Source organism: Rhodobacter xanthinilyticus (assembly GCF_001856665.1).
In the GTDB taxonomy this organism is placed as follows: domain Bacteria; phylum Pseudomonadota; class Alphaproteobacteria; order Rhodobacterales; family Rhodobacteraceae; genus Rhodobacter; species Rhodobacter xanthinilyticus.
This window is the reverse complement of sequence record NZ_CP017782.1, coordinates 211,748-231,008: the sequence shown is the minus strand read 5'-3', so window position 1 is coordinate 231,008 and position 19,261 is coordinate 211,748. Positions and strand designations below refer to the sequence as shown.

17 protein-coding genes and 2 pseudogenes are annotated in these 19,261 nt (G+C 62.8%); 14 read left to right on the top strand and 5 right to left on the bottom strand.

Annotation, left to right across the window (positions count from 1 at the left end; genetic code table 11):
• Both LPB142_RS20005 and LPB142_RS17935 read left to right on the top strand, forming a co-directional pair.
• Positions 1–198 (top strand): annotated as a pseudogene (locus tag LPB142_RS20005) (DNA primase); the annotation flags it as partial.
• Between the two features lie 107 nt (positions 199–305).
• Positions 306–1,358: a DUF7146 domain-containing protein gene (locus tag LPB142_RS17935; protein WP_071167445.1), complete on the top strand. Its 1,053-nt coding sequence runs from the start codon at positions 306–308 to the stop codon at positions 1,356–1,358.
• Between the two features lie 16 nt (positions 1,359–1,374).
• Here the strand turns inward: LPB142_RS17935 and LPB142_RS17930 are convergent, their stop codons facing one another.
• The 4 genes from LPB142_RS17930 to LPB142_RS17915 form a co-directional block, all read right to left on the bottom strand.
• A complete protein-coding gene (locus LPB142_RS17930; protein ID WP_009574303.1) occupies positions 1,375–2,370 on the bottom strand; it encodes a tyrosine-type recombinase/integrase in 996 nt (331 codons plus the stop codon).
• On the bottom strand, positions 2,357–3,313 hold the full coding sequence (locus tag LPB142_RS17925; protein ID WP_071167444.1) for a tyrosine-type recombinase/integrase: 957 nt from the start codon (positions 3,311–3,313) through the stop codon (positions 2,357–2,359). The genes LPB142_RS17930 and LPB142_RS17925 overlap by 14 nt, the downstream gene beginning before the upstream one ends.
• Positions 3,310–4,554: a tyrosine-type recombinase/integrase gene (locus tag LPB142_RS17920; protein ID WP_009574301.1), complete on the bottom strand. Its 1,245-nt coding sequence runs from the start codon at positions 4,552–4,554 to the stop codon at positions 3,310–3,312. Before LPB142_RS17920 ends, LPB142_RS17925 begins: the two co-directional genes overlap by 4 nt.
• Positions 4,555–4,632: 78 nt before the next feature.
• On the bottom strand, positions 4,633–5,688 hold the full coding sequence (locus tag LPB142_RS17915; RefSeq protein WP_071167443.1) for a DUF7146 domain-containing protein: 1,056 nt from the start codon (positions 5,686–5,688) through the stop codon (positions 4,633–4,635).
• Here LPB142_RS17915 and LPB142_RS20000 point away from each other — a divergent pair.
• The 12 genes from LPB142_RS20000 (at position 5,623) to LPB142_RS19235 (ending at position 18,504) form a co-directional block, all read left to right on the top strand.
• Positions 5,623–6,663, top strand: a complete 1,041-nt coding sequence (locus LPB142_RS20000) for a DUF7146 domain-containing protein (RefSeq protein WP_449314192.1) — start codon at positions 5,623–5,625, stop codon at positions 6,661–6,663. The two genes, LPB142_RS17915 and LPB142_RS20000, sit on opposite strands and share 66 nt — an antisense overlap.
• A 365-nt stretch (positions 6,664–7,028) precedes the next feature.
• The gene (locus LPB142_RS17905; protein WP_071167442.1) at positions 7,029–7,961 is read left to right on the top strand and encodes a DUF2493 domain-containing protein; all 933 of its coding nucleotides are present in this window, start codon (positions 7,029–7,031) and stop codon (positions 7,959–7,961) included.
• Between the two features lie 85 nt (positions 7,962–8,046).
• Positions 8,047–8,316, top strand: a complete 270-nt coding sequence (locus LPB142_RS17900) for a WGR domain-containing protein (protein ID WP_071167441.1) — start codon at positions 8,047–8,049, stop codon at positions 8,314–8,316.
• 344 nt (positions 8,317–8,660) lie between these two features.
• Positions 8,661–9,254: a restriction endonuclease subunit S domain-containing protein gene (locus LPB142_RS17895; protein ID WP_071167470.1), complete on the top strand. Its 594-nt coding sequence runs from the start codon at positions 8,661–8,663 to the stop codon at positions 9,252–9,254.
• Positions 9,251–10,768, top strand: a complete 1,518-nt coding sequence (locus tag LPB142_RS17890; RefSeq protein ID WP_071167440.1) for a type I restriction-modification system subunit M — start codon at positions 9,251–9,253, stop codon at positions 10,766–10,768. The genes LPB142_RS17895 and LPB142_RS17890 overlap by 4 nt, the downstream gene beginning before the upstream one ends.
• Positions 10,761–11,789, top strand: a complete 1,029-nt coding sequence (locus LPB142_RS17885) for a virulence RhuM family protein (protein WP_071167439.1) — start codon at positions 10,761–10,763, stop codon at positions 11,787–11,789. The genes LPB142_RS17890 and LPB142_RS17885 overlap by 8 nt, the downstream gene beginning before the upstream one ends.
• On the top strand, positions 11,782–12,996 hold the full coding sequence (locus LPB142_RS17880) for a restriction endonuclease subunit S (protein WP_071167438.1): 1,215 nt from the start codon (positions 11,782–11,784) through the stop codon (positions 12,994–12,996). Before LPB142_RS17885 ends, LPB142_RS17880 begins: the two co-directional genes overlap by 8 nt.
• Position 12,997: 1 nt before the next feature.
• Complete coding sequence (locus tag LPB142_RS17875) at positions 12,998–13,846, top strand: HAD family hydrolase (protein ID WP_071167437.1); 849 nt, start codon at positions 12,998–13,000, stop codon at positions 13,844–13,846.
• Positions 13,843–17,058, top strand: coding sequence for a type I restriction endonuclease subunit R (locus tag LPB142_RS17870; protein ID WP_071167436.1), 3,216 nt, complete (start codon positions 13,843–13,845; stop codon positions 17,056–17,058). The genes LPB142_RS17875 and LPB142_RS17870 overlap by 4 nt, the downstream gene beginning before the upstream one ends.
• Positions 17,055–17,771 carry a M48 family metallopeptidase gene (locus LPB142_RS17865; protein WP_071167435.1) on the top strand — a complete coding sequence of 239 codons (717 nt, stop codon included), beginning with the start codon at positions 17,055–17,057 and terminating at the stop codon, positions 17,769–17,771. The genes LPB142_RS17870 and LPB142_RS17865 overlap by 4 nt, the downstream gene beginning before the upstream one ends.
• A 62-nt stretch (positions 17,772–17,833) precedes the next feature.
• Positions 17,834–17,956: a hypothetical protein gene (locus tag LPB142_RS19845; RefSeq protein ID WP_269635534.1), complete on the top strand. Its 123-nt coding sequence runs from the start codon at positions 17,834–17,836 to the stop codon at positions 17,954–17,956.
• 116 nt (positions 17,957–18,072) lie between these two features.
• The gene (locus LPB142_RS19235) at positions 18,073–18,504 is read left to right on the top strand and encodes a hypothetical protein (RefSeq protein ID WP_156894467.1); all 432 of its coding nucleotides are present in this window, start codon (positions 18,073–18,075) and stop codon (positions 18,502–18,504) included.
• A gap of 242 nt (positions 18,505–18,746) precedes the next feature.
• On the opposite strand, the pseudogene LPB142_RS17860 reads toward LPB142_RS19235, so the two are convergent.
• A pseudogene (locus tag LPB142_RS17860) lies at positions 18,747–19,190 on the bottom strand (Fic family protein); the annotation flags it as partial.
• Positions 19,191–19,261: the final 71 nt, after the last annotated feature.

The window sequence follows — 19,261 nt, the reverse complement described above, 5'->3', positions numbered from 1 at the left end:
ATGTCATTGGAAACCGAAGACCTTCTACGCGAACTCGCGCGGAATGCGGAAAGCGTCTGTCGCCATTATCTTCCCGCCGGTCGGCGGGAAGGGTCCTACTGGATCGTGGGCGATCTGCAAAACAACCCCGGACGATCGCTCTTCGTGCGCTTGACCGGCCCTACCTCCGGGCCGGGTGCCGCAGGTAAGTTCACCGAACATGTTGCGGCGCGGGTTATGTTGCGGTGGCGTGAACTTGCGCGGTTTGGCGGGGGTTCTCGCGGGGCTGGGCAACATAACCTCAGCGCGCCGGGGGGATTTTCGTGATGGCGCGCGATGCAGCAGAGCTTTCGCGCCGGCTCGCGCGGGACGCCGAGGCCGTGTGTCGGCATTACCTCCCCAACGGGCGACGACAGGGTCAGTACTGGACCGTCGGCGATGCACGTAACACACCGGGGCGGTCGATGTTCGTCCGGCTGAAGGGGCCGGAGGCTGGCCCCGGTGCTGCCGGTCATTGGACCGATGCCGCCACGGCCGAGCACGGTGATCTGCTCGACGTGATCCGGGAGAGCTGTGGCCTGACCTCTTTCGGCGATGTCGCCGAGGAGGCGCGGCGCTTCCTGAGCCTGCCGCGGGTCGACCTTGTCCCGACCATCAATCCAGCACCTGCCCGTACAGCCATGGGATCGCCGGAAGCGGCACGGCGACTGATCGCCATGGCGCAACCGATCCGGGGTACGCCGGTCGAGACCTATCTGGCCAGTCGCTGCATCATGCCGATCCATGGCGCGGGGGCGTTGCGATATCATCCAAGCTGCTATTATCGGCCCGACGATGGCGGACCAGCAGAGCGGCGTCCGGCGATGATCGCATCCGTGACCGACCTGCAAGGCAGGATCACCGGCGCGCACCGTACCTGGCTCGCGCCGGACGGCTCGGCCAAGGCCGCGGTTCCCACACCCCGGCGGGCCATGGGCAACCTTCTTGGCCATGCCGTGCGCTTCGGGGCGGCAGAAGATGTTCTGGCCGTCGGCGAAGGGATCGAGACGATGCTGTCGCTGCGGGCGGCGCTGCCGGGCATGCCGATGGCCGCCGCGCTGTCGGCAAGCCATCTCGCCGCGCTCAGACTGTCACCGTCCGTGCGCCGCCTCTATATCGCCCGCGATGTCGACGCAGCGGGCACGAAGGCCGCCGCGACCCAAGCCGAACTTGCGACCAGTGCGGGCATCGAGGTGCTGACGCTCTCGCCTCGTCACGGCGACTTCAACGACGACCTGACAGCCCACGGCCTCGACGACCTGCGCGCGGCGATCCGGCCCCAGATCGCGCCCGAAGATGTCGACCGGTTCCTCGGCAGAGGATCGTCCACGACCGGGTGAGACGACCACAACGGTGTTACAGGCCATTCAGGAAGGCCATGAGGTCCTTGTCCTCCTTCCACCGCCTTTTCGGTCCCGGAGAGCCAACCTCGCAAAGCGCCACGGCATTTGCCTTCAGCGTGAGGTCGATCTCGGCATAGATGTTCGTGGTGCTGATCGACACGTGGCCGAGCCAAGCGCGGATGGTGTTGATGTCGACGCCGGCGAGCACGAGATGGCAGGCCGTCGTGTGCCGGATCACGTGTGGTGTCACCGCCCGACCCGCCAGTCGAGGCACATCGGCAGCGCAACGTTCGACCAGCCGATACACGCCGAACCGTGTGTAGGCATGGCCGAGCCTGCTGAGGAACACCGGGGCCTCGGGCGCGCGGCCGATGATCTGTTCCGCCAGGACTCGCTCCGTTTCCGACCAGAGCGGGCATTGGCGTATCTTGCCGCCCTTGCCGTGCAGTGTGGCTAGATCGTGCCCACCTCTGTCGCGGTCAAGGGTCAGGTCCCGAACCTTCAGCTGCGTGACTTCGGAGACGCGAGCCCCGGTATTGTAGAGGAAGAGAAGCAGCGCGTATTCGCTCTGCCCTCGACGGTTCTTGCGGTCCGGAACCGCGAGCATCGCTTCCATCTCCTCCCGCGACAGCCAGCCGACCGGCGGCAACATCGCCTTCTTCGAGGCGATCGCGCGGATGTGGCTGCACCATTCGACCTGTGCGGGATCGCGGCTTCCCACAAAGCGGGCGAAGGCCCGGATGGCGGCGAGCCGCTGATTGCGCGTCCTGACGGAACATCCGCGCTCCTGCTCGAGATGGGCAAGGAATTTCAATACAAGTGCCGAGGTGAGGTCCTGCATGGCCAGGCGTTCGATGGGCTTCCGGACCTTTCGGCTCGCGAAGGGCAGGAGCAGCTTGAACGTGTCGCGATAGCTCGCGCGAGTGTTCCGGGCCAGATTGCGCTCGCTGACGATATACTCAGTTAGGAAGCGCCGGAGCCATGGCCCAATGAGATCACGGTCTGGCATCCGACCCTCCTCCGGCATAGCGCGCGAAGAGCAGCGAGGCCTGCGCAAGGAGGTCCGGCGTCATCGTCAGATAGACCTTTGTGCCTTCGAGGTCGGAATGGCCGAGATAGGTGGAGAGCGCGGGCAGCAACCGCTGTACGTCCGCTCCCTGTCGATACCAAGCGATCAGCCGGTGAACCGCGAAGGTATGCCGGAGGTCATGTAGGCGCGGGTTCTTCCGCCCTCCGGCCCTGCCATGCACATCCGCAACGCATCTCAGGCGATCGAAGGCGGCCTGAACGGTGCTGCTGGCGAGCCGCGTGCCATCCCTGTTGGCGAGCAGGAACGACGTGGCACTCTCCGCGACCCCCTTGACGGGCCGAACCGAGAGGTGGGCATCCAGTATGCCTGCAAGCTGCGGACCCACGGGAACCAACCTGCTCTTTTGGAACTTCGTATCGCGGATCGTGAGGATCGCCTCCGCCGTATCCACATCAAACAGGGTGAGAGCGGTCGCCTCGGCGAACCGCAGCCCGGCCCCGTAGAGCATCAGCAGCAGGGTCCGGAACGTCGCGGGGTCGAGTTGCCGGGAGCCTTGCAAGGCATTGTCGATGTGATCCGGGTCGAAGAGGCGCTGCAGCTGATCCCGGCTGTAGATATGTGGCGGTGCCTGCAAGGGTGGGCGCCGCTCGCTTTCAGGAAGCGGCGACGAGAGGGCATGGCCGCGGCTGATCGCGTAGCGCCAGAACCCGGCCAGCGCGTAGTGTTTGTTTTCGCGGTGCCGGGTAACGGGGCCTGTCCCGGCGAGGAAGGCTTGGACCTGCGCGCATGTGACAGCGTCGCATCCGGCGTCGCCATCGGCGTGCTGAAGGAACTGTCGAAGCAGGTTCCGCGCCGTCAAGAACTTTACGCCGTGCGCCTGGCGCCATGCCACGTAGTGTTCGATCGCATCTCTCAGCTTCATACGAGACCCTCCAGATCGAGGGCCGCGACCTCTCGCAGAGTCCGGAGGTCGACCTTGGCGTAGATCGCCGTCGAGGTCGGGTCCCGGTGCCCAAGGAAGTCGCCGATGACCTTCATCGCCACGCCTTGGTCCAGCAGGTGTTGGGCGGCGGCATGGCGGAGCGCATGTGGTCCTCGACGACCGGAGACCACGCCGATCCCGGCCAGGCGGTCGCGCACGATCTTGCCCAGAGCCTTCCGCCCAAGGGGGCGGATCGGGGCACAGGATGTGAAGAAGAGGCTCCGCCCGAAGCCGGTGGGACGCCCGTTCCGGATGTAGTCGAGGATGGCACCGCCGACCTCCTGCGACAGCGGCCACAGATGCGTGCGACCCGGCTTTGGACAATGCACGCGCAGGAGCTCGTTCTCCCAATCGAAGTCATCGAGGCTGAGACCCGCGACTTCGCCCGCGCGCAGGCCGAAGGAGGCGAAGAGCATCAGGATCGCGCGATCGCGTCTGTCGACGGGCCGCTGACCCTCAGACGCCAACAGACGCTCGACATCCTGACGCTTGATGCCCTTCGGAAGGCACTCATCGGCCCTGTATCCGGGCGCGACGGTGCCCGCGGCCAGCCCGGGCCGACACCACCCGCGCTTCTCTGCGAAGCCGACAAACGACCGGACGCGCTGCGCGAAGTCGTGGATCGTTCTCCGGCTCCACGACCCGCGTTGGTGTTCATCGCCGATGATGCTGTCGATATCGGTGACCTCAAGAGTGTCGAGCCGGATCCCCATCTGGTCGAGGTGTTGGAGGAATGTACCGGCGGCGCGCCCGTAGCTTTCGATACTGGCATTTGCCAGGCCACGTTCGTCGCGCAACCAGCGCTCGTAGGCCTGAAGCTCGGGCGGAGGCCAACTAAATTCGCCTTCGGCGTCTTCGAGCCAGCCGAGATACCGCACCAGTGCAATACAGTGGCTGACGAAGCGTTGGCGGGCCTTCGACGTGGCCGGCGTAGCGCTTCTGCGGCCCCGCGGCTCCGACCAGAGTGTCGCGGCGGCTTCGATGTTCCGCGGGTGGATCCGATCGCCGTCGCGAAGGTCCAGAAGGCGAACGAGGTTGAGGTGGGCGTTGGCCTGTTTGCGCAGGTTGGCGCGGCTCGCGCCGGTTCCCTTCAGGTGGACGAGGTAGTCTGCGCGTTGTGCCGCGAGCGGGGCGTCACGATGTTTCGCCGCGGCGGGCGGCAAGAAGATGTCTTGGAACATGGGTGTGTCTCCATAATGTGGAGACACAGGATTTCGCAGGTCAGGACATGATTTGTGGGTTTTTCGGTTCGGACGGTCTCATGAACACGACCTCGCTGCACCCTTCAGCAGGAACCGGTCGACATCTTCGGGCGCGATCTGGGGCCGGATCGCCGCGCGCAGGTCGTCGAGGCCGTGGGCTGTCAGGTCGTCGTTGAAGTCGCCGTGACGAGGCGAGAGCGTCAGCACCTCGATGCCCGCACTGGTCGCAAGTTCGGCTTGGGTCGCGGCGGCCTTCGTGCCCGCTGCGTCGACATCGCGGGCGATATAGAGGCGGCGCACGGACGGTGACAGTCTGAGCGCGGCGAGATGGCTTGCCGACAGCGCGGCGGCCATCGGCATGCCCGGCAGCGCCGCCCGCAGCGACAGCATCGTCTCGATCCCTTCGCCGACGGCCAGAACATCTTCTGCCGCCCCGAAGCGCACGGCATGGCCAAGAAGGTTGCCCATGGCCCGCCGGGGTGTGGGAACCGCGGCCTTGGCCGAGCCGTCCGGCGCGAGCCAGGTACGGTGCGCGCCGGTGATCCTGCCTTGCAGGTCGGTCACGGATGCGATCATCGCCGGACGCCGCTCTGCTGGTCCGCCATCGTCGGGCCGATAATAGCAGCTTGGATGATATCGCAACGCCCCCGCGCCATGGATCGGCATGATGCAGCGACTGGCCAGATAGGTCTCGACCGGCGTACCCCGGATCGGTTGCGCCATGGCGATCAGTCGCCGTGCCGCTTCCGGCGATCCCATGGCTGTACGGGCAGGTGCTGGATTGATGGTCGGGACAAGGTCGACCCGCGGCAGGCTCAGGAAGCGCCGCGCCTCCTCGGCGACATCGCCGAAAGAGGTCAGGCCACAGCTCTCCCGGATCACGTCGAGCAGATCACCGTGCTCGGCCGTGGCGGCATCGGTCCAATGACCGGCAGCACCGGGGCCAGCCTCCGGCCCCTTCAGCCGGACGAACATCGACCGCCCCGGTGTGTTACGTGCATCGCCGACGGTCCAGTACTGACCCTGTCGTCGCCCGTTGGGGAGGTAATGCCGACACACGGCCTCGGCGTCCCGCGCGAGCCGGCGCGAAAGCTCTGCTGCATCGCGCGCCATCACGAAAATCCCCCCGGCGCGCTGAGGTTATGTTGCCCAGCCCCGCGAGAACCCCCGCCAAACCGCGCAAGTTCACGCCACCGCAACATAACCCGCGCCGCAACATGTTCCGTATTATGTGGAATTCCACATAATACGGATGGCGCGACTGGCGAGCACGGCGATCTTCTCGACATCATCCGCGCGCGGACCGGCATCTCCCGCTTTCCCGATCTTCTAGCCGAGGCGCGGGTGCATCTTGGCCGTCCGCAGCCGGTAACTCCGGACGTGCCAACGCCGAGGAAAGCCAAGGCCCCCGGCGGCACGCCAGCGGCGGCCGCGCGTCTCTTCGCAGCCTCGGTGCCAGTGCCGCGCACGCTTGCAGACACCTATCTCCGCTCCCGGGGCCTGACCCAAGGTGGCTTGACGAGCGCCCTGCGCTTCCACCCGAAGTGCTGGCATCGGGAAGAAGGCCAGACCCGGAGCATCCCCAGACCGGCGCTGATCGCCGCGGTCACCGATGGGGCAGGGGGCTTGCAGGGGGTGCATCGGACCTGGCTTGCGCCGGACGGCAAGGGCAAGGCGGCAGTCAAAACGCAGCGGCGTGCCAAGGGTCACCTCCTCGGCAATGCCGTCAGGCTCACCCCGTATGAGGACATCCTCGTCGTCGGCGAGGGCATCGAGACCATGCTGTCCTTGCGCGAGGCGGTGCCGGGCCTTCCTGTCTGGGCGGCGCTTTCGGCAGGTCACCTCGGGGCCGTTCTCTTGCCCGAGGGGCTGCAGCGTCTCTACATCGCCATCGACCGCGATCCGGCCGGGCAGCGCGCGGCAGAGAGGTTGAGCGCCAGAGCCATCGAGGCCGGGATCGCTTGCCAGGTGCTCGAACCGCGTCTTGGGGATTTCAACGATGATCTTCGGGCGCACGGCAAGGTGGCGCTGCGCGCGCATCTGGCGGATCAGATCGGGCCCGAGGATCGGCGGCGGCTTTTTCCCTGAGCTGCATCGCGCAGGGCGGTCTGGGAGCGTGGGGCAGGGGGCATGCATCCCTGTCGCGGTTCTGGACCGTCGTCTCTGCCTCTTTCCAGGCTTTGCTTATCCACCCGTCACCCGCACGGCCTTCAAGAGATGGGCAGGCGGCCGTCAAAGGCGCCGCCCCTTCAAGGACGGGGGGCGACTGATTTCCGCCGGCGGCAAAGCCGCCTTTGCATCGCGAGACAAATCAGCCGCCCCCCGTCCTCCTCCACGGTGTTCTGGCCCCCGAGGGCGGGGGTGAAGGGGCGTCGCCAGTGACGGCATTTCGCTGCCCATGAAGGCCGCGCGGGATGACGCGCGGACGAGACAGGCCCGGAGGCAAGAGACCGATGACGCTCCACACCCACGACGATGCTTATGAACCCACTCACACCGTTTCCCAGACCGCCCATGCGCTCGAAGAGCTGCAGCTCTATGGCTACCGCCCCTTCGACGAGCCCGATCCGCGCCCGATGCCCGATGCGCAGCGCCTTGCGGTTGCCGTCGCCGACATCTTCGACGCCCTCGTCGCGACTCTCGAGGACACCCGCATGGAACCCGACCTCGAAGAAGTGCTCTGGGGCCAGGTCAACCTCTTCCACCGCGCCACCGCCCGGATCGAGCGGTCGCTCGACGAGAACGAGCAGGCGCAGCGCCGCCTTCAGCGTGAGCAGGACGGCTCCGAGGTGAAATCGACCGAACTCGAGCGCCTGACGGCGGAAGGCCTGACGCTCATCGAGCGGCGCAACTGCATGGACATGATGCGCGATCACGCCGCCACGGAGTTCTCTCATCACACGGGATCGACCTGGCGTCCCCGCACCGGCTCGATGGTGAACCGCCAGCACATGACCGCCGCGCTGATCGACAGCCGCGATTTCCTGGCCGCCAAGCGCCGGTCGGAAACCGAGGTGATGCTGCCCGCGGGCCCCAAGGTTGCCCTCACCGGCGGGACCGACTTCAACGATCACCGCCTGATCTGGGGCAAGCTCGATCAGGTCCGGACCAAGTATCCCGACATGGTGCTTCTGCACGGGGGAAGCTTGAAGGGCGCCGAACTCATCGCCGCCAAATGGGCCGAGACCCGGGGCGTCACGCAGGTTGCCTTCAAGCCTGACTGGACCAAGCACGCCAAGGCCGCTCCCTTCAAGCGCAACGACGCGATGCTGGATGTGCTGCCGGTGGGTGTCCTCGTCTTCCCGGGCAACGGCATCCAGGAGAACCTCGCCGACAAGGCCAAGAAGCTCGGCATCCCGGTCGTGAAGTTCGAGAAGGGGGCGTAAGCCCCCTTTTTCTTGCCTGCGATAGAACATTGTGGAAACGTCAGGTGGCGCTTGATAGTGTGGTATTGTGAGGAGCGACCACAACATGTTTGACCTGACGCAGCAATTGGACGTGTTCCCAACCGCCGTTGATCTCAAGCGGATTGACCCCTCTCGCAACATGCGGCGCTTCTATAGGATGAGCGTTCAGCCCGATCTCTTTGGTGGCGCTTGTCTCGTGCGTGAATGGGGGCGTATCGGGCTTCGGGGACAGATGTTGATCGAACCGCACGATGACGAAGGTAAAGCGGTCACGGCGCTGATGAAACTCTCTGCGACGAAAACGCGGCGCGGGTATCGCGCCGTCACTGAGTAGGGGACAGCGTGAAGTGCGGGGAAACAGGTTTGCCAAAAGGGTATTTTTGCCTGCCTCGATCGCATCACGTTTTGCGAAACGCGTCGTCGGATGCCGTGCTGTTTCTCTTTCCTCGTCTTCCTTGGCAATGAGGTGCATGAGGAAACGCGCCGATAAGACCAAGATGCCTTGGCATCGCGGTCGCTAAAGTCGAGAATGGGGCGTGAGCCTCGTTTCTTGCGTTGGCTCTGCCTCGCCGGAATTGCCGAACAGAAGCTCTGTATCGCCACTACTGCAACGCGCGCATTGACATTTTCGCCGATGTCGGGCATATGTGCTGTATGAACCATACAGAGAAATGGAAGATGCGACTCGCTGATCTCTCCGAAATTCACTCCGGTTACACCGCGCGGGGGAGGCTTGATCCCGTGTTGGAGGGGGGCGTACCGGCGCTGCAATTGCGCGATGTAGGCGCAAGTGGTGCAGAGCTGGGCTCGGGCCTTCAAAGATATGATCTCGGTGCGCTGTCCGAGCGATACTTCGTCAGTGGTGGAGAAGTGGTCTTTCGCTCGCGTGGCGAGCCGAATGTTGCTGCGGCTATTCGACATCCTCTGCCGGAACCCATTGCGGTCATCGTTCCGCTGGTGGTCATTCGCCCCGATCGTGACCGCATTCTCCCGGAATACCTCGCTTGGGCCATCAATCAACCCGACACGCAGCGCAGGCTCGGTTTGGAGGCGCAGGGCACAGCCCTCAGGATGATTCCGATGCCGGCCCTGGAGAACCTCGAGATCGCCGTGCCCGACCTGTCTACGCAAAAACGCGTCGTCGAACTCAGCGCCCTCGCCCGGCGGGAGGGGCAACTGCTCCGCCAGCTCGCTGCGCGCAAAGACGACCTCGTAAACGCCATTCTCGGCGAGGCTGTAAAGGCTACCGATCTGAAGGAAATCGCCCGATGAACGACAAGATCACTCAAGACCAAGTCAACAATGCTGCTTGGGCAGCCTGCGACACCTTCCGCGGCGCGGTCGATCCTGCGCAATACAAGGACTACATCCTCGTGATGTTGTTCCTTAAGTACATTTCGGACCTCTGGAACGATCACCTCGAAACCTACCGCGAGCAGTATGGTGACGACGTGGCCCGCATCCGCCGACGCCTTGAGCGCGAGCGTTTCATCCTGCCCGAAGAGGCCAGCTTCTACGACCTCTACGCGCAACGAAATGAGGCAAATATCGGTGAGCTGATCAACATCGCGTTGGAGAAGATCGAGGACGCCAACCGGGCCAAGCTTGAAGGCGTCTTCCGCAACATCGACTTCAACTCCGAGGCCAATCTCGGCCGCCCGAAGGATCGCAATCGCCGCCTCAAGAACATGCTCGAGGATTTCGCCAAGCCTGCGCTCGACCTGCGCCCGTCGCGGGTGACCGAGGATATCATCGGCGAGTGCTACATCTACCTGATCTCGCGCTTCGCCTCGGACGCCGGTAAGAAGGCTGGCGAGTTCTATACTCCTTCGGCCGTTTCGCGTCTGCTGGCCAAACTGGCCGCGCCTCAGCCCGGCAACACGATCTGCGACCCCGCCTGCGGGTCGGGCTCGCTGCTCATCCAGGCATCGCAGGAGGTCGGGTCGGAGAACTTCGCCCTCTTCGGGCAAGAGGTGAACGGGGCGACCTGGGCGCTCGCGCGGATGAACATGTTCCTGCACGCCAAGGATGCCGCCCGCATCGAATGGTGCGACACGCTCAACAGTCCGACGCTGGTCGAGGGCGATCAGCTGATGCGCTTTGATGTCGTGCTTGCCAATCCGCCGTTCTCGCTCGACAAATGGGGTGCGGAGGACGCAGGCAGCGATCAGTACAATCGCTTTTGGCGCGGTGTGCCGCCCAAGTCCAAGGGCGACTATGCCTTCATCACCCACATGATCGAGATCGCCCGGCGCCAGTCCGGACGTGTCGCGGTGATCGTGCCGCATGGCGTGTTGTTCCGTGGCGCGGCCGAGGGGCGCATCCGCCAGCAACTGATCGAGGAGAACCTGCTCGACGCCGTCGTCGGCCTGCCCGCCAACCTGTTCACTACCACGGGAATCCCGGTCGCCATCCTGATCTTCGACCGCTCACGCGAGGAAGGTGGCGCGAACGCGGACCGGCGCGACGTGTTGTTCATTGATGCGAGCAAGGAGTTCACGCCGGGCAAGACCCAGAACGTGATGGACCAGGGCCATGTGGCCAAGGTGCTGGAGACCTATGCCACCCGCGCCGAAACCGCGCGGTATTCGCATCGGGCGACGCCCGAGGAGATCGCCGAGAACGGCTACAACCTCAACATTCCGCGCTACGTCGATACCTTCGAACCCGAAGACGAGATCGACGTCGCGGCCGTGCAACAGGACATCGTGCGGATCGAAGCCGAACTGGCCGAGGTCCGGGCGAAGATGGCCAGCTATCTGAAGGAGCTTGGCGTCGATGTCTGAGGGAGAAATCATCCTCTACAGCGCCGAGGACGGTCAAACTGAGATCCAGCTTCGCGCCGTGGAAGGCACGGTCTGGCTTTCGCTGAATCAGATCGCGGACCTTTTCGATCGCGACAAATCCGTGATTTCGCGGCATATCAAGGCGATATTCGAGGATGCAGAGCTGTCGCCTGACTCAGTTGTTGCAAGTTATGCAACAACTGCCTCTGACGGGAAAACCTATCAGGTCGACCACTACAGGCTCGAGCTGATCCTTGCCGTCGGTTACCGCGTGCGCAGCCCGCGCGGGGTGCAGTTCCGTCGCTGGGCCACCACCACGCTGAAAGACTACCTCGTCAAGGGCTTCGTCATGAACGACGCCCGTATGAAGGATCCCGCCTGGGACTACTTTGACGAGCTGCTGGAGCGCATCCGCGACATTCGGGCCTCCGAGGCGCGGTTCTATCAGAAGGTGCGCGACATCCTTGCGCTCAGCGAGGATTACGACGCCAAGTCGCCCGTCGCGACCACCTTTTATGCGACGATCCAGAACAAGATGCTTTTTGCGGTCACCAGCCACACGGCGGGCGAGCTGATCCGCGAACGTGCCGATGCGGACCAACCGAACATGGGGCTGACGACCTGGAAGGGCGCCGATACCGGGCGGCCCCTGCGCAAGTCCGATGTCTGCACGGCCAAGAATTATCTGGGCGAAGCCGAGATCAAGGAACTCAACCTGATCGTGACGATGTTCCTCGACACGGCAGAGTTGCGGGCCTCGCGTCGGCAGGGGATGCGGCTGGCGGATTGGGAAGGCGTGCTCGACAGCTTCCTGAGCGCAAACGAACTGCCCAAGCTGCAAGGCGCGGGAACCGTATCGGCCAGACAGGCCGAGCAGATCGCCCATGACCGCTATGCCGCCTTCGATGCCAAGCGCAAGGAGGCCGCGCGGCAGGCGGCAGCCGAGGCGAACGACCTCGAGGAGTTACAGCGCATCGCTGATGTCGCGAAGGCGGGGAAGAGGGGGCGGCGTGATGCGTGAGGGGTGGAAGGTTGCCGACCTAGCAGCCTGCGTGGCTCAAATCCGCTCTGGAAGGAGCGTGAACGCAAGTGATGAGCCGGCGACTGAAAGTGAACCTGGCGTTTTGAAAACAAGCTGTGTTTATAGAGGCAAGTTTGATATCCGAGAGAACAAGGCAATCATTCCGAGCGAACACTCTCTTGCGAAATGTCCTGTGACTGCCGGCACAATTGTTGTCAGCAGAATGAACACAGCCGATCTTGTCGGTGCCAGCGGCTACGTTGAGAAAGATTCCCCGAACATTTTTCTACCGGATAGATTGTGGGCAGTCGTTCCACGAAAGGATGTCGATCCCCGCTGGCTATTCTATGTCATCTCCTCGCCCGAAGTGCGGGCGCGCCTTTCGGAAAACGCCTCAGGCACATCGGCGTCAATGAAGAATATTTCTCAGGATGTGTTCCTGAGCATGCCGACACGTGTCCCCCCCCTCCCCGAACAGCGCAAGATCGCCGAGATCCTGCGGACCTGGGACGAGGCGCTCGAAATGCTCACCGCCCTGCGCGCGGCGAAGGAACGGCGGCTCAGCGCCCTTCGCGCCGCCTTGCTGTTCGGGCGCCTCCGACTCGGCGGGCTCGGTCACAAATGGGTGCCGACCAGATTGGACGCCGTGACCCATGAACTGACCAAACGAAACGGCGTCAAGGGGCTTGGTCGGGATTTCGTGATGGGGATCACCAAGGCCGAGGGGGTCGTGCCGATGCGGGAACAGACCATCGCCGGTGACATCAGCCGCTACAAGCGCCTGCCGCCACGCGCCTTCGCCTATAATCCGATGCGCATCAACGTCGGCTCTATCGCAATGAACGAACGCGGGGGCGAGGTGCTTGTCAGCCCCGACTACGTCGTCTTCGCCTGCAACCCGGACGGGCTCGATCCCGACTATCTCGACCACCTGCGCAAGACTTCGTGGTGGGGCCATTACATCAACAGCGGCGGTTCGGGCAGCGTGCGGCAGCGGACTTATTACGATGATCTGGCGGCACTGAAACTGCCGTTGCCTGCACTGGACGAGCAGAAAGCCATTGCCGCAGTGCTGAACACCGCGCGGGACGATCTGGCCGCGACCGAGCGCGAAATCGAAGCCCTGACCCGCCAGAAACGCGGCCTGATGCAGAAGTTGCTGACGGGCGAATGGCGGGTGGCGCTGTCACGCGACAAGGAGCATTAAGATGGCACGAAAACACATTCCCATGACCATCGCTTATGACTTCGATGGCACATTGGCCGACGGGAACATGCAGGAGCACCAGTTCCTGCCCGATATCAACATGAAGCCCAAGGAGTTCTGGGCCGAGGTGAAAAAGCTCACCAAAGAGCATCAGGCGGACGAGGTTCTTGTCTACATGAACCTTATGCTGCGCAAAGCTGGTGCGTCTGGCGTTCCAGTGCGGCGCGAGGATTTCGAGGCGCGCGGCAAGACGATTTCCCTGTTCGAGGGGGTCGAGGGCTGGTTCGACCGGATCACCGAATATGCGAGGCAAAAAGGGGTGCGCCTTGAACATGTGCTCGTGTCCTCCGGCAACGCCGAGATTTTCGCGGGCACGCCCATTGCCCCGAAATTCGCGCATGTCTATGCGTCGAAATTCATGTTCGACGAGAATGGCGTCGCCGTCTGGCCTGCGCTGGCGGTGAATTACACCACGAAGACCCAGTATCTGTTCAGGATCAACAAGGGCGCGCACGATCTCAGCGACAATGGTGCGGTCAATAAATATGTCCTGAAAAAGGATCGCCCGGTACCCTTCGAGAACATGATCTTCATCGGAGACGGGTCGACCGACATTCCCTGTTTCCGTCTGGTGAAGGAGCAAGGCGGTTTGTCGATCGCCGTCTATAAACCCAGAGCGAAGGGCGCTCAGGGCAAGGCGGAGGGCTACAGCGAAGATGGTCGGGTGCATTGTGTCGCGCCGGCGATCTACTCCGAGGGCGGTGATCTTGACCGGATCGTCAAGGCCCAGATCGATGCGGTTGCGGCCCGCGCTTCCGTGGAAACCCTTTTTGCCAAGGAGGCGAAGTGACCTTCGACGCCGCCGAAAAGGTCCAATCTCAGCTGCCCGCGCTGCAATTGCTTGTGGCGCTCGGGTTCACCCCGCTCTCGCAGGAGGAGGCGCTGCGTCTGCGCGGCGGGCGGCTGCGGAACGTGGTGCTGGACGATGTGCTTGCAGAGCAGCTGATGCGCATCAACCGCTTCACCTATCGTGGCCGCGAATATGGTTTCGACCTCGAGGACGCGCATGAGGCAATGCGGCGGCTGAAGCCCACGCCGGACCGTTTGAAGGGCCTGCGCGGCACCAATCAGGACATCTATGACTCGCTCGTCCTCGGCACGACGATCACGAAGGCCATCGACGGAGACTCGAAGAGCTACTCGTTCCGCTACATCGATTGGGAGCGGCCGGATAACAATGTCTTCCACGTCACTGCCGAGTTCTCGGTCGAGCGAACCGCGTCGAGCCAGACCAGGCGCTGCGACATAGTCGCCTTCCTGAACGGCATCCCCGTTCTTGTGATCGAGAACAAGCGGCCGACCGAGAGCCTGAAGAAGGCGGACAGCCAGCTGATCGGCTACCAGAACGAGGACAACATCCCGCAGCTCTTTCATTTCGCGCAGCTGCTGATCGGCATGAACCGCAACGAGGCGCGCTACGCGACCGTCGGAACGCTGCGGAAGTTCTGGCAGACTTGGCGCGACGAGGAGGACACTGACGAGGCCATCGCGCCATATGCCAACCGCGTGCTCACCGCGGCGGAGAAGGACGCCATCTTCTCCGGTGATTTCGCGGGCGCGCACGCCTATTTCGATGCCTTGGCCGCCGAGGGCGACCGAGCGGTCACGGTCCAGGATCGGACGGTGTACGCACTCTGCCGTCCCGAGCGGCTGCTCGATTTCATCCGCCGCTTCACCGTGTTCGATGGCGGCGTCCGCAAGGTTGCGCGTCATCAGCAGTTCTTCGGCATCCGCCGCGCCGTCGAGACTGTCAAGCAGCGCGACGTGAGCGGAGCCCGTAAGGGTGGCGTCATCTGGCACACTCAGGGCTCAGGCAAGTCGCTGACGATGGTGATGCTGGGCCGCGCGTTGGCCCTCGAGCGCAGCATCGAGAATCCGCGGATCCTCATCGTGACAGACCGCGATGATCTCGACAAACAGATCAAGGATACCTTCAAATCATGCGACCTTGAGCCGATCCGGGCGACGAGCGGCTCTCACCTGCTGGATCTGGTTCGCAACCGGGCGCCGCTGGTCACCACGATCATCAACAAGTTCGATACCGCGCTGAAGAACAGCAAGCAGGCGGACGACGATTCGAGCATTTTCGTGCTGGTGGACGAGAGCCACCGGACGCAGACGGGGCGGTATGGCGGCCACAGCCAGTTCGCGGCGAAGATGCGCCGCCTTTTGCCCCGGGCCTGCTACCTCGGCTTCACGGGTACACCGTTGCTGAAGAAGGAAAAGAACACGTTGTCGACCTTTGGGCGGCTGATCCACCGCTACGCCATCGATGAGGCGGTTGCCGACGAGGCTGTTGTGCCGCTGCTTTACGAAGGGCGGCTGGTTGAGCAGCAGGTCTCGGGGAATGTGATCGATCGCTGGTTCGAGAAGATCAGCGAAGGGCTGACCGAGAGCCAGAAGCGCGATCTGAAGCGGAAGTTTTCCCGGATGGATGCGCTCTCGAAGACCGATCAGGCCATCCGCGCCAAGGCGTTCGACATCTCCGAGCACTTTCGCCAGCACTGGCAGGGAACCGGTTTCAAGGCGCAGCTCGTCGCCCCTTCGAAAGCGGCGGCGGTTCGCTTCAAAGAGGTCCTCGACGAGATCGGCCACGTTTCGAGTGCGATCATCATCTCGCCGCCCGATGAAAACGAGGGCAATGAGGAAGTTGATCAGGAGTCCAAGGACCTCGTGCGCGGCTTCTGGTCGAAGATGATGGCGCGTCACAAAACCGAGGAAGAGTATAATCGCCAGGTCATCGATGCGTTCAAAGGGTCAGGCGATCCGGAGATCCTGATTGTGGTCTCCAAGCTCCTCACCGGTTTCGATGCTCCCCGGAACACAGTTCTTTACGTCTGCAAGTCCCTGAAGGAGCACAATCTCCTGCAGGCAATTGCGCGCGTGAACCGGCTCTACGAGGATGGCGGCACTGAGAAGCAATTCGGCTTCATCGTCGACTACGAGGGGCTGCTCGGTGAACTCGACAGCGCTCTTACGACCTACAGCGCATTCGACGGGTACGAGGCGGCGGACCTCGCCGGGACGGTGCATGACGTTCGCGAGGAGATCCGCAAGCTGCCCCAGCTGCACGACCAGCTTTGGGATATTTTCAAGCCGGTTCGAAACAAGAAGGACATGGAGCAATTCGAGCAGCACCTTTCTGACGAGGCGATACGGCACGAATTCTACGCGCGCCTCAAGGCCTTCAGCCGGTGCCTGCACATCTCGCTCTCGTCCGACAAGCTGTTCGACGTCTTCGACGAGGCAAAGGTCGATGCTCTGAAGCGGGACTGGAAGCAGTTCTCAGAACTCAAGCGCTCGGTTCAGTTGCGCTACCAGGAGACGGTCGATGTCCGCGAGTTCGAACCGAAGATCCAGAAGCTGCTCGATGACCACGTCGTGGCGATGCCTGCCGAGACCATCATCGAGTTGGTCAACATCAACGATCCCGGCGCGCTGAAGGCTGTCGTCGAGGAGACGGGTGTATCCGAAGCGTCGAGGGCAGATCGCATTGCCAGTGCGACCCGGCGGGCAATCACCGAGAAGATGGATGAGGACCCGACGTTCTACAAACGGTTCTCCGAGCTTCTCGAAGAGACGATCCGCGCCTATCGTGAGAAGCGGCTGTCCGAGCGCGAGTACTTGAAAAGCGTCGTGGATCTCGCGAGCAAGGTGGCGCGCAAGGATCGGGGCCGGGACGTTCCGGAGAGCATCCGAGGCGACGAGGATGCACAGGCGTTCTTCGGCGTTCTGTGCGGTCAGCTGAAGACTTCGGACAATGAGCCTTTGGCTGACGACGAGGCTGCAGAGATCGCCAAAGCGATCATAGACATTGTCAAATCACACCTGATCGTAGGCATCTGGTCGAACGAAGTGGCCCAGAACAATCTGCGCAACGCTATCGATGACTATTTCTTCGACGTCCTTCGTGACGAGAGGGGCGTCGACCTGTCGGTGGAGGTGCTCGACGATCTCGAGCTGAAGATCATGGGACTTGCGCGGGCCCGGTTCGCGGTATGACGCGGGAGTTGTATCACCTGCAGTACGGTGCGCAGGAAATCCAGTACGAGATCGTCCGCCGCCCGAGGAAGACATTGGAAATCGCCGTCGAGCCGGATGCGTCGGTCGTGATCGCCGCCCCGGAGGACGCGACGCTCGAGGCCATCGAAGCCAAGCTGCGCAAGCGGGCAGCGTGGGTGACGAGGCAGCAGCGGTACTTCACCCAGTTCCTGCCGCGGACACCAGAGCGCAGGTTCATCGTCGGAGAAACGCATCTCTACCTTGGGCGCCAGTATCGGCTCAAGGTCGTCCCGCATATTCAGGAAAGCGTGAAGCTGATCCGCGGTTTCATCGTCGTGCAGACACACCGGCCGAACAGTACGGAGGTGACGCGGGATCTGCTCGAAGCGTGGTATCGAGATCGAGCGCACATCAAGTTCCCGGAGCGGATCGCGATATGTCTCGATCTCTTTCCGGATCCCGAGACTTTCCGCCCGAGGGGGTTGATCGTGCGGCAGACCCGACAGAGATGGGGGTCGATGTCTCCGGCGGGACGCTTGCTCCTCAATCGCCGCCTCGTACAGGCGCCGGTCGACGCCATCGACTACGTGATCACCCACGAGCTATGCCATTTAGCGGTGCCACATCACGGAGCGGCGTTTTTCGAGCTTCTCGACAAGGTAATGCCCGATTGGGAGGTTCGGAAGCAGAGATTGGAGCGGGTGATGGCATAGTGTTGCACCCGCGACGAAGCCTGAGAACGGCGGTGGAAAGTCTGCCACGGTAGCGGCTGAAGTTGGATAGCTTCACCGAGATCATCGACGGCTGGCTGGAGGACGATCGCGAGGTGCATCGCAAGAAGCGCCATGCCGCGACGCTGGTGATCGCTTGGCCTGCCCATCGCCGCAGAAAAGGTTGAAGGCTGGGGGGCGGTGTACCGGATTGTGTGATAACGTTCTCGTGCAATATATCACGCAAGCTTTAGCGCCTGAAACGGTAAGGTCGCTCTTCTTTGGTATCGACGGAGATTCGTGAATGGGATTGGAATTGGGCCCACCTTGGCTTGTGCTTGCGAAGAGCGATCCGAACGCCGGGGGGGCTGAAATCCTCTGCCGGGATAACTTCACCGGCTCTTCTTTACTCCGGCTGATTTCGGCTCGAAAGGCGGAGCCGGGTAGCTTTGCGGCTGTCATGGCTGCTGACGGTCGTTTTGCACTGCATCCTGACGGCCGTATTTATGATCCTATTGAAGAGACTAAGGGACGCAATGGTGGCACGGCAGCAGAACGAGGGCACCGAGCGCTTCTCACGGCAGAAGCTCTTTTCCGGCAAATGGGCGGGATGTCTTGGGCGGATGCGACAAGGCCACCGACACCCGGAGGAAGCTTCGGTCAGGCGTTGAAGTGGGCGGTTGCCGTTGTACTCTTGCTTGTCGCTCTCGGGTTAATTGGGCGAATTACTCAATAAGGACTTGGTAAGTAACGACTTGCCTTTTGCCTTGTAGCAATAGACCGTGTCCACGCAGCGCCGCCGCCCGGTGTGTTCGGCGGCGATTAGCTGGGTGCGGGACCTACAGAAGGGTTCGAACACCAGATCGCCGGGATCACCCGCGTCGCCGTATGGCGCTGCTTGCGATGCACCTCGCGAGCGCGCCCATGACTGGCCGGGTTTTGCGCCGCCATGTGGTCGGTGTTACTCCTCCGTGGACATCACCTTAGCGTCAGCCAATACCTCGTATGGCGTCGGTTACCGGTTCGGCTGAGCGCCCCTTTCTCGACCAAGTCCTGCAGATCGCGGGTCGCGGTCGCGCGCGAGGTTCCGGTGATCTTGAGATAGTTTTCGGCGCTGAGGCCGCCTTTGAAACCGTTAGGGCCTTCGCGAAACATGCGAGCGATGGCTTTGGCCTGGCGTTCGTTCAGCTGGTGTCTGTGCCGATCGTAGAAATGCACCTTGCTGATGAAGAACCCCACCCGGTCGAGCGTCACCTGTTGGGCCTTCAGGACAATGTCCGCGAACCAGACGAGCCACTCGGTCACGTCGAGCGTTTTTTGATGCTGCTCGAGCTGGTCGTAGTATGCCTTGCGCTCCTTCTCGATGGTGAAGGCGAGCGCGATGAGGGTCGGCTGGCCAATGCTCTGCGCCAGTGACTTTTGGAAACGGCGGTGCAAAATTAGGCCACGGTAGCGGCGGGATCGTCTCGCTGCGGGCGGAGTAAAATCCTGCC

What these genes read in the sequence shown, in the direction of transcription:
- LPB142_RS20000 (WP_449314192.1), top strand. Translation starts at nt 5,623, where the DNA reads ATGCCGACACACGGCCTCGGCGTCCCGCGCGAGCCGGCGCGAAAGCTC.
- LPB142_RS17885 (WP_071167439.1), top strand. Translation starts at nt 10,761, where the DNA reads ATGTCTGAGGGAGAAATCATCCTCTACAGCGCCGAGGACGGTCAAACT.
- LPB142_RS17895 (WP_071167470.1), top strand. Translation starts at nt 8,661, where the DNA reads ATGCGACTCGCTGATCTCTCCGAAATTCACTCCGGTTACACCGCGCGG.
- LPB142_RS17915 (WP_071167443.1), bottom strand. Translation starts at nt 5,688, where the DNA reads ATGGCGCGCGATGCAGCAGAGCTTTCGCGCCGGCTCGCGCGGGACGCC.
- LPB142_RS17865 (WP_071167435.1), top strand. Translation starts at nt 17,055, where the DNA reads ATGACGCGGGAGTTGTATCACCTGCAGTACGGTGCGCAGGAAATCCAG.
- LPB142_RS19235 (WP_156894467.1), top strand. Translation starts at nt 18,073, where the DNA reads ATGGGATTGGAATTGGGCCCACCTTGGCTTGTGCTTGCGAAGAGCGAT.
- LPB142_RS17875 (WP_071167437.1), top strand. Translation starts at nt 12,998, where the DNA reads ATGGCACGAAAACACATTCCCATGACCATCGCTTATGACTTCGATGGC.
- LPB142_RS17925 (WP_071167444.1), bottom strand. Translation starts at nt 3,313, where the DNA reads ATGAAGCTGAGAGATGCGATCGAACACTACGTGGCATGGCGCCAGGCG.
- LPB142_RS17930 (WP_009574303.1), bottom strand. Translation starts at nt 2,370, where the DNA reads ATGCCAGACCGTGATCTCATTGGGCCATGGCTCCGGCGCTTCCTAACT.
- LPB142_RS17905 (WP_071167442.1), top strand. Translation starts at nt 7,029, where the DNA reads ATGACGCTCCACACCCACGACGATGCTTATGAACCCACTCACACCGTT.
- LPB142_RS17880 (WP_071167438.1), top strand. Translation starts at nt 11,782, where the DNA reads ATGCGTGAGGGGTGGAAGGTTGCCGACCTAGCAGCCTGCGTGGCTCAA.
- LPB142_RS17890 (WP_071167440.1), top strand. Translation starts at nt 9,251, where the DNA reads ATGAACGACAAGATCACTCAAGACCAAGTCAACAATGCTGCTTGGGCA.
- LPB142_RS17920 (WP_009574301.1), bottom strand. Translation starts at nt 4,554, where the DNA reads ATGTTCCAAGACATCTTCTTGCCGCCCGCCGCGGCGAAACATCGTGAC.
- LPB142_RS17935 (WP_071167445.1), top strand. Translation starts at nt 306, where the DNA reads ATGGCGCGCGATGCAGCAGAGCTTTCGCGCCGGCTCGCGCGGGACGCC.
- LPB142_RS17900 (WP_071167441.1), top strand. Translation starts at nt 8,047, where the DNA reads ATGTTTGACCTGACGCAGCAATTGGACGTGTTCCCAACCGCCGTTGAT.